Origin of the sequence: Pseudomonas sp. PS01299, from assembly GCF_029960145.1 — a bacterium.
Classification (GTDB): Bacteria; Pseudomonadota; Gammaproteobacteria; order Pseudomonadales; family Pseudomonadaceae; genus Aquipseudomonas; species Aquipseudomonas putida_A.
In genome coordinates this window covers 1-4,417 of sequence record NZ_JASCPO010000346.1, presented here as the reverse complement: position 1 = coordinate 4,417, position 4,417 = coordinate 1, and the positions used below count along the sequence as shown (strand labels likewise).

Sequence of the window (4,417 nt, the reverse complement as noted above, 5' to 3'; positions counted from 1 at the left end):
TGAGTTGCATCAGGCGTTTTTGCGGCGCTGATCAGTCAGTCTTCGCTAGCAAGCCCGCTCCCACAGGAGGCATGCATGTCACCTGTGGGAGCGGGCTTGCTCGCGAAGAGGCCAGTACAGACCGCGAAAAATCAGGCTTCTGCCAATGCTTTGAGTGCTGCCTTACGCTCGATAACCGGCAAATCTCCCAACTTCTCAACCTCGGCATAAAACCGCAGCCAATCCCCCCCAACCTGCCTGAACAACGCTGCAAACGCCGGCACCCACTGGTCATACAGCCCAAACGGCAGCAACCGCGCATTGTTCAGCGGCATGTTCACCCAGGCGTCGTAACGCTTGTCCCCGGCCCACTGGCGGTCGCGCATCAATCGATATTCGCGGCGAAACTGCTCGAACGTCGCCGCTTTGCGTTCGCGCATCTGCTCGGCTGGCAGCGGCTGAGCGTAGAGCTTTTCCAGGCGTGAGCGCGTTTCCAGCACCAGTTCGATGAACTGATCGCGCTGCTTGAGCCTGGCATCGGTGTCCGGCGGCAGGCCACGAAACGCCCGCCACTGGCGGGTGCCTTCCTGCTCGACAAACGTGGCAAACGACTCATTGAACTCGGTGTCGTCTTTCACATAGAAACGCTGATGCGCCAGTTCATGAAAGATCAGCGTGGCCAGGCGTTCGTCACCCCAGCCCATCATCGAATTGAGGATCGGGTCATTGAACCAGCCGAGGGTCGAATAGGCCTCGACGCCGCCAATCGACACGTCCATGCCTTGCAGGCGCTGAATCGCCGCTTCGCCCCGGGCAGCGCTCTGGCTGTAGTAGCCGCGATAGGCCACGCAACCGGCGATCGGGAAGCAATGGTTCTGCGGGGTCAGGGAAAACTCCGGGGTGGCGAACACGTTCCACACCACATACGGCCGGCCGATGTCGGCGTACAGCCGATAGCTCTGGTTGTCCGGCAGGTGCAGCTGTTCGCTGGCGAAGTCCCGGGCCTTTTGCGACTGGGTCAGGTGCGTGCGCAGGGTTGCATCGCGGCTTGGGTCGGCAATCACCTTGGCCACCGGCTCACGCGCTCGCAACAACTGCAACTGACCGCTGGCCAACTGGCTGTAATAGCTGACGCTGGAACAACCGTTGAGCAACAAAAACATCACCCCCGGAAACAAAATCCGAAAAACGCGATCAAGTAACCCATGGCTTGGAAGCGGCCTGCTCAAAATAAAAATCCTTTGGAAAGTCTGCCCGCAAGACTATCCCGCCATTTGGAGCTTCGCTATGCGCATGTTGTTGCTGACAGGAGGCCTGCTGACGCTGGCCGGTTGTGCCGGATTCGGAATGCCCGATCCTGACCCCTCGCAAGCCTGGATTGATCTCGATGCCCGGCAACAGGACACGGCGTTGCAAGCGCTGAAAGTCGATGACAAGGCAACTGTCGACAAACGTTATTTCGAAGTGCAGCCCGGCAGCCATGAGTTGAAGGTGCGTTATCAGTTTCCGGTCGAAGCCACCAACATCGGCCCCGACGCCGAACCGCTGTGGCGCGATTGTCAGTTGAAGGTGAAATTCAAGGACTTCAACGCCGGTCAGCGCTATCAGTTGCAAGCCGGCAGCATCGGTTTTCGGCCATGGGCCAGGCTTTATGATGAACAGCGCAAAGTCGTAGGGCAGGGCACACCCGCAGGCTGCCAGAAAACCTGATCGGAATTATGCTGGATGTCCAAATCACGGGACATTGATCATGCACAGGTTGACGTTGTTGCTCGCTGCAAGTCTGCTTGCTGGCTGCCAGAGCCCGATGCCGGCAGCCGATCCGGGCAAGGCCTGGGTCGACTTTTCGATGCCGACACCCGGCGGTAAGGTGCTGATGGCTGAACGGCTGGACAACGTGCGCCTGCGGGACGGGCGCTTTTTCCAGGTCGCGCCGGGCAGTCATGAGCTGACGGTGCGCTTCGATTTCGAGATCTTCGGTGGCAGCCAGGGCTTGGACACCGACCCGCAGGAGCGCCTGTGTTACATGACCGTGCGCTACGATCATTTCGAAGCCGGGCAACGTTACCGACTTGAAGCCCGGTCGCTGGCGTTCACGCCGAGTGCTCGGTTGATCAATCGCCAAGGGCAGATAGTTGCCGAAGAGCGCCAGATCAACTGCGTGCCTTGAGCGGACTGTCAGATGTCGTTCTTCTGGTAGACGATCGCTTTTGTGCCGTTTTCGCAGGTGCCGACAACCATCGCCACGTCGTGCTTGTCGGCCTCTTCCTTGCTGACAATTTCCAGTGTGTAGGACGGCACTGCATTCGCCTGGATCTTTACTTCGATCTCTTTCTTCAATTCTTCGCAGTCTTTCGGTGCGGCGAGAACCGTTGTGGCCAGTGCACTGCAAAGAATCGCCAAGCCAATACGTTTCATAGATGAAGCTCCCTGATGCAGCGCGCACGGGCGTGCGCTGAAGCTGCTGTCACTTATTCGACCATATTTTTGCGGGGCAGGTTCTGACTTCGCTCACATCTTCAGGAATTGTGGTGATTGTTGGATTGCCATCGCGAGCAGGCTCACTCCTACAGGGGATCCCGATTGTTCACACTTGATGTGTCCGCTGGAGATCGAATGTAGGAGTGAGCCTGCTCGCGATGGCGCCAGTGCAGTTAATGCCTGATCAGCTGACCAGCGAAGCCTCAAGGGTAATCTTCGCATTCAGTACCTTGGACACCGGGCACCCTTCCTTGGCCTTGTTGCTCAGTTCCTCGAACTGCGCCTGAGTAGCGCCCGGGATTTTCGCCTTGAGGATCAACTTGATCGCGGTGATGGCAAAGCCACCCTCGACCTGATCCAAGGTGACTTCAGCCTGGGTGTCGATGCTCTCGGCCTTCAGGCCCGCATCACCGAGAATCATCGAGAACGCCATGGAAAAACAGCCGGCATGCGCGGCGCCGATCAGTTCTTCCGGGTTGGTGCCCTTGCCGCCTTCGAAGCGGGCCTTGAAGCCGTACGGCGCTTCTCTGAGGACGCCAGTCTCGGTAGAGATCGAGCCGATGCCGGTTTTCAGATCGCCTGCCCAATGTGCGGATGCTTTCTTCACGATAGCCATGTCTGCCTCCTCAAGATCTGGCGCGGAACGCCGCGCCGTCGTGGTTTTTACTTGCAAGGCTTCTGAGGATAGACGTCGGGACAAAGTTCAGCCCGGCTGAATCGTTGACTTTTTTAGTAGGAAATTTCATCGCGGCTATTGAAACTCGGGTATATGCCCTCATTGCATAAAACACGCTTATGGATTGGGCAGGTTTTCGTTCGCAAGAAAAACCTGCCTCCTCATTCGGAGACGCAGGTTTATGAAGCAACTGTCCGACGTAAAGTTTTCCACCCTCGATCTGGTGCCGGTGCGCGAGAATGGCAGCCCGGCGCAATCGCTGCGCAACTCGCTGGACCTGGCGCAGCACGTCGAGAAATTCGGCTACACCCGCTTCTGGGTGGCCGAGCACCACAACATGGACGGTATCGCCAGTTCTGCCACCTCGGTGTTGCTGGGATACCTGGCCGGCGGTACCTCGACGATTCGTGTCGGCTCCGGCGGGGTGATGCTGCCGAACCACGCGCCGCTGGTGATCGCCGAGCAGTTCGGCACTCTCGAAAGCCTGTATCCGGGACGCATCGATCTGGGTCTGGGCCGCGCGCCCGGCTCCGACCAGATGACCGCCCGCGCCCTGCGTCGTGAGCGCTCCGGCAGTGCCGATGATTTCCCGGAAGACGTCGCCGAGCTGGCGCGCTTCCTCGGCCCGCGCACCCCGGATCAACGGGTGATCGCCATGCCCGGCACCGGCACCAACGTGCCGATCTGGTTGCTCGGTTCCAGCCTGTTCAGCGCGCAACTGGCCGGTGAGCGCGGGTTGCCCTACGCCTTCGCTTCGCACTTCGCCCCGCGCTTCATGCACGAGGCGATTCGCGTCTATCGCAATCACTTCAAACCGTCGGCGGTGCTCGACAAGCCGTACGTGATGCTCGGGGTGCCGTTGGTGGCAGCCGATACCGATGAGCAGGCCGACTACCTGGCGACCTCGGTGTACCAGCGAATTCTCGCGCTGATGCGTGGGCAGAGTCTGGTGCAGCGTCCGCCGGTGAAAACCATGGACGGCCTGTGGCTGCCCCATGAGCGCGAAGCGGTGGGGGATTTCCTCGGTCTGGCGATGGTTGGCAGCCCGCAGAAGATCCGTGCGAAGCTGGAGGTGCTGGTCGAGCAGACCCAGGCCGATGAGCTGATTTTCACCTGCGATCTGTATGAGCATGCCGATCGCCTGCATTCCTATGAATTGCTGGCGCAGGTGATGAAGGGCTGACTCTGGAATACGGCTTCTGTGGGAGCGGGCTTGCTCGCGAAGACGGAGTGTCAGACACCCTGGATGTCGGCTGACATAACGCTTTCGCGAGCAAGCCC

At 59.4% G+C, this 4,417-nt stretch carries 6 protein-coding genes; 3 read left to right on the top strand and 3 right to left on the bottom strand.

What is annotated here, in order from left to right; all coding sequences use genetic code 11:
• Positions 1–131: 131 nt before the first annotated feature.
• A complete protein-coding gene (locus QMX91_RS29315) occupies positions 132–1,208 on the bottom strand; it encodes an aminopeptidase (protein ID WP_098966506.1) in 1,077 nt (358 codons plus the stop codon).
• A gap of 58 nt (positions 1,209–1,266) precedes the next feature.
• Here QMX91_RS29315 and QMX91_RS29310 point away from each other — a divergent pair, with 58 nt between their 5' ends.
• Positions 1,267–1,689 (top strand): hypothetical protein, encoded by a 423-nt coding sequence (locus QMX91_RS29310; protein WP_027610207.1) that lies wholly within the window; start codon positions 1,267–1,269, stop codon positions 1,687–1,689.
• Between the two features lie 40 nt (positions 1,690–1,729).
• Complete coding sequence (locus QMX91_RS29305) at positions 1,730–2,149, top strand: hypothetical protein (protein ID WP_027610206.1); 420 nt, start codon at positions 1,730–1,732, stop codon at positions 2,147–2,149.
• An 8-nt stretch (positions 2,150–2,157) separates the two neighbouring features.
• Here QMX91_RS29305 and QMX91_RS29300 read toward each other — a convergent pair whose 3' ends face one another.
• The gene (locus tag QMX91_RS29300; protein ID WP_027610205.1) at positions 2,158–2,397 is read right to left on the bottom strand and encodes a DUF1161 domain-containing protein; all 240 of its coding nucleotides are present in this window, start codon (positions 2,395–2,397) and stop codon (positions 2,158–2,160) included.
• 247 nt (positions 2,398–2,644) lie between these two features.
• A complete protein-coding gene (locus QMX91_RS29295) occupies positions 2,645–3,076 on the bottom strand; it encodes an OsmC family protein (RefSeq protein ID WP_007962818.1) in 432 nt (143 codons plus the stop codon).
• A 241-nt stretch (positions 3,077–3,317) separates the two neighbouring features.
• Between QMX91_RS29295 and QMX91_RS29290 the strand changes: the two genes are divergently transcribed.
• Positions 3,318–4,319: an LLM class flavin-dependent oxidoreductase gene (locus tag QMX91_RS29290; protein ID WP_047297487.1), complete on the top strand. Its 1,002-nt coding sequence runs from the start codon at positions 3,318–3,320 to the stop codon at positions 4,317–4,319.
• The last annotated feature ends 98 nt before the right edge of the window (positions 4,320–4,417 follow it).

Coding starts and splice junctions, on each gene's coding strand:
- QMX91_RS29310 (WP_027610207.1), top strand. CDS start 1,267: ATGCGCATGTTGTTGCTGACAGGAGGCCTGCTGACGCTGGCCGGTTGT.
- QMX91_RS29305 (WP_027610206.1), top strand. CDS start 1,730: ATGCACAGGTTGACGTTGTTGCTCGCTGCAAGTCTGCTTGCTGGCTGC.
- QMX91_RS29300 (WP_027610205.1), bottom strand. CDS start 2,397: ATGAAACGTATTGGCTTGGCGATTCTTTGCAGTGCACTGGCCACAACG.
- QMX91_RS29295 (WP_007962818.1), bottom strand. CDS start 3,076: ATGGCTATCGTGAAGAAAGCATCCGCACATTGGGCAGGCGATCTGAAA.
- QMX91_RS29290 (WP_047297487.1), top strand. CDS start 3,318: ATGAAGCAACTGTCCGACGTAAAGTTTTCCACCCTCGATCTGGTGCCG.